Source organism: Bacillus sp. JJ664, assembly GCF_036962205.1.
Classification (GTDB): domain Bacteria; phylum Bacillota; class Bacilli; order Bacillales; family Bacillaceae_G; genus Gottfriedia.
The window spans coordinates 1-4,745 of sequence record NZ_JBALMS010000055.1; the positions used below are offsets into that span (position 1 = coordinate 1).

The 4,745-nt window shown below is 51.3% G+C and carries 2 rRNA genes; both read right to left on the reverse strand.

The window, feature by feature from the left end:
- Window positions 1-31: 31 nt before the first annotated feature.
- Window positions 32-2,971, reverse strand: a 23S ribosomal RNA gene (locus V7056_RS10510).
- Window positions 2,972-3,122: 151 nt separating this feature from the next.
- Window positions 3,123-4,672: ribosomal RNA gene (locus V7056_RS10515) — 16S ribosomal RNA — on the reverse strand.
- The 16S and 23S rRNA genes sit together here, the layout of an rRNA operon.
- Window positions 4,673-4,745 lie beyond the last annotated feature (73 nt).

The window sequence follows — 4,745 nt, forward strand, 5'->3', positions numbered from 1 at the left end:
TCAAAACTAGATAATGTCATTATCAAACTTGTTAGTTAAGTCCTCGACCGATTAGTATCAGTCAGCTCCACGTGTCACCACGCTTCCACCTCTGACCTATCAACCTGATCATCTCTCAGGGGTCTTACTAGCTTAACGCTATGGGAAATCTCATCTTGAGGGGGGCTTCATGCTTAGATGCTTTCAGCACTTATCCCTTCCACACATAGCTACCCAGCCATGCTCTTGGCAGAACAACTGGTACACCAGCGGTGTGTCCATCCCGGTCCTCTCGTACTAAGGACAGCTCCTCTCAAATTTCCTGCGCCCACGACGGATAGGGACCGAACTGTCTCACGACGTTCTGAACCCAGCTCGCGTACCGCTTTAATGGGCGAACAGCCCAACCCTTGGGACCGACTACAGCCCCAGGATGCGATGAGCCGACATCGAGGTGCCAAACCTCCCCGTCGATGTGGACTCTTGGGGGAGATAAGCCTGTTATCCCCGGGGTAGCTTTTATCCGTTGAGCGATGGCCCTTCCATGCGGAACCACCGGATCACTAAGCCCGACTTTCGTCCCTGCTCGACTTGTAGGTCTCGCAGTCAAGCTCCCTTATGCCTTTACACTCTTCGAATGATTTCCAACCATTCTGAGGGAACCTTTGGGCGCCTCCGTTACTCTTTAGGAGGCGACCGCCCCAGTCAAACTGCCCACCTGACACTGTCTCCGAGCCGGATAACGGCTCTAGGTTAGAATTTCAATACAGCCAGGGTAGTATCCCACCAATGCCTCCACCGAAGCTGGCGCTCCGGCTTCTCAGGCTCCTACCTATCCTGTACAAGCTGTACCAAAATTCAATATCAAGCTGCAGTAAAGCTCCACGGGGTCTTTCCGTCCTGTCGCGGGTAACCTGCATCTTCACAGGTACTATAATTTCACCGAGTCTATGGTTGAGACAGTGCCCAAATCGTTACGCCTTTCGTGCGGGTCGGAACTTACCCGACAAGGAATTTCGCTACCTTAGGACCGTTATAGTTACGGCCGCCGTTTACTGGGGCTTCAATTCAGAGCTTCTCCCGTAAGGGATAACCCCTCCTCTTAACCTTCCAGCACCGGGCAGGCGTCAGCCCCTATACTTCGCCTTACGGCTTCGCAGAGACCTGTGTTTTTGCTAAACAGTCGCTTGGGCCTTTTCACTGCGGCTCTCCCGGGCTTGCACCCAAAAGAGCACCCCTTCTCCCGAAGTTACGGGGTCATTTTGCCGAGTTCCTTAACCATAGTTCTCTCGCTCACCTTAGGATTCTCTCCTCGCCTACCTGTGTCGGTTTGCGGTACAGGCACCTATTTCCTCGCTAGAAGCTTTTCTTGGCAGCGTAGAATCAGGAACTTCGGTACTATATTTCCCTCGCCATCACAACTCAGCCTTAACGATGTGCGGATTTGCCTACACATCAGCCTAATTGCTTGGACGCGCATATCCAGCAGCGCGCTTACCCTATCTTTCTGCGTCCCTCCATTGCTCAAACGGAAATCAGGTGGTACAGGAATATCAACCTGTTGTCCATCGCCTACGCCTGTCGGCCTCGGCTTAGGTCCTGACTAACCCTGGGAGGACGAGCCTTCCCCAGGAAACCTTAGGCATACGGTGGACGGGATTCTCACCCGTCTTTCGCTACTCATACCGGCATTCTCACTTCTAAGCGCTCCACCAGTCCTTACGATCTAGCTTCAACGCCCTTAGAACGCTCCCCTACCACTGATACCATACGGTATCAATCCGCAGCTTCGGTGATACGTTTAGCCCCGTTACATTTTCGGCGCAGAGTCACTCGACCAGTGAGCTATTACGCACTCTTTAAATGGTGGCTGCTTCTAAGCCAACATCCTGGTTGTCTAAGCAACTCCACATCCTTTTCCACTTAACGTATACTTTGGGACCTTAGCTGGCGGTCTGGGCTGTTTCCCTCTTGACCACGGATCTTATCACTCGTAGTCTGACTCCTATGGATAAGTCATTGGCATTCGGAGTTTGACTGAATTCGGTAACCCGTTGGGGGCCCCTAGTCCAATCAGTGCTCTACCTCCAAGACTCTAACACATAAGGCTAGCCCTAAAGCTATTTCGGGGAGAACCAGCTATCTCCGAGTTCGATTGGAATTTCTCCGCTACCCACACCTCATCCCCGCACTTTTCAACGTGCGTGGGTTCGGACCTCCATTCAGTGTTACCTGAACTTCATCCTGGACATGGGTAGATCACTCGGTTTCGGGTCTACGACCACGTACTATATCGCCCTATTCAGACTCGCTTTCGCTGCGGCTCCGTCTCTTCAACTTAACCTTGCACGGGATCGTAACTCGCCGGTTCATTCTACAAAAGGCACGCCATCACTCATTAACGAGCTCTGACTATTTGTAAGCACACGGTTTCAGGTTCTCTTTCACTCCCCTTCCGGGGTGCTTTTCACCTTTCCCTCACGGTACTGGTTCACTATCGGTCACTAGGTAGTATTTAGCCTTGGGAGATGGTCCTCCCAGATTCCGACGGAATTTCACGTGTTCCGCCGTACTCAGGATCCACTCAAGAGGGAACGAGGTTTCAACTACAGGGTTTTTACCTTCTTTGACGGACCTTTCCAGGTCGCTTCATTTACCCCGTTCCTTTGTAACTCCGTATAGAGTGTCCTACAACCCCAAGAGGCAAGCCTCTTGGTTTGGGCTATCTTCCGTTTCGCTCGCCGCTACTCAGGAAATCGCATTTTGCTTTCTGTTCCTCCAGGTACTTAGATGTTTCAGTTCCCTGGGTCTGTCCTCAGTACCCTATGTATTCAGGTAAAGATACTACTCCATTACGAGTAGTGGGTTCCCCCATTCGGAAATCTCCGGATCAAAGCTTACTTACAGCTCCCCGAAGCATATCGGTGTTAGTCCCGTCCTTCATCGACTCCTAGTGCCAAGGCATCCACCGTGCGCCCTTTCTAACTTAACTAATTTTAAAACTTAAATTAAACTTACGCAGTTTAATGAATGACATTATCTAGTTTTCAAGGTACAAATTGAGAGTGAACTCTCAAAACTAAACAAAACAATGAAGAAACATCTTTTCATGCATGAACCAACGGTTCATGATGTCTCCATAGAAAGGAGGTGATCCAGCCGCACCTTCCGATACGGCTACCTTGTTACGACTTCACCCCAATCATCTGTCCCACCTTAGGCGGCTGGCCCCTAAAAGGTTACCCCACCGACTTCGGGTGTTACAAACTCTCGTGGTGTGACGGGCGGTGTGTACAAGGCCCGGGAACGTATTCACCGCGGCATGCTGATCCGCGATTACTAGTGATTCCGGCTTCATGTAGGCGAGTTGCAGCCTACAATCCGAACTGAGAATAGTTTTATGGGATTAGCTCCACCTCGCGGTCTTGCAACCCTTTGTACTATCCATTGTAGCACGTGTGTAGCCCAGGTCATAAGGGGCATGATGATTTGACGTCATCCCCACCTTCCTCCGGTTTGTCACCGGCAGTCACCTTAGAGTGCCCAACTAAATGCTGGCAACTAAGATCAAGGGTTGCGCTCGTTGCGGGACTTAACCCAACATCTCACGACACGAGCTGACGACAACCATGCACCACCTGTCACTCTGTCCCCGAAGGGAACGCCCTATCTCTAGGGTTGTCAGAGGATGTCAAGACCTGGTAAGGTTCTTCGCGTTGCTTCGAATTAAACCACATGCTCCACCACTTGTGCGGGCCCCCGTCAATTCCTTTGAGTTTCAGTCTTGCGACCGTACTCCCCAGGCGGAGTGCTTAATGCGTTAACTTCAGCACTAAAGGGCGGAAACCCTCTAACACTTAGCACTCATCGTTTACAGCGTGGACTACCAGGGTATCTAATCCTGTTTGCTCCCCACGCTTTCGCGCCTCAGCGTCAGTTACAGACCAGAAAGTCGCCTTCGCCACTGGTGTTCCTCCAAATCTCTACGCATTTCACCGCTACACTTGGAATTCCACTTTCCTCTTCTGCACTCAAGTTTCCCAGTTTCCAATGACCCTCCCCGGTTGAGCCGGGGGCTTTCACATCAGACTTAAGAAACCGCCTGCGCGCGCTTTACGCCCAATAATTCCGGACAACGCTTGCCACCTACGTATTACCGCGGCTGCTGGCACGTAGTTAGCCGTGGCTTTCTGGTTAGGTACCGTCAAGGTGCCAGCTTATTTAACTAGCACTTGTTCTTCCCTAACAACAGAACTTTACGACCCGAAGGCCTTCATCGTTCACGCGGCGTTGCTCCGTCAGACTTTCGTCCATTGCGGAAGATTCCCTACTGCTGCCTCCCGTAGGAGTCTGGGCCGTGTCTCAGTCCCAGTGTGGCCGATCACCCTCTCAGGTCGGCTACGCATCGTCGCCTTGGTGAGCCGTTACCTCACCAACTAGCTAATGCGCCGCGGGCCCATCTGTAAGTGATAGCCGAAGCCATCTTTCAATAAAGGAACAGGAGTTCCTTTATGTCATCCGGTATTAGCTCCGGTTTCCCGAAGTTATCCCAGTCTTACAGGTAGGTTGCCCACGTGTTACTCACCCGTCCGCCGCTAACCTGCAGGAGCAAGCTCCTACAAGTCCGCTCGACTTGCATGTATTAGGCACGCCGCCAGCGTTCGTCCTGAGCCAGGATCAAACTCTCCATAATAGTTAAGTTTAAATCTTGTATTGCTCAAATACTAATAATTGACGTTTTACTTCATGTTTTGTTTAGTTTTCAA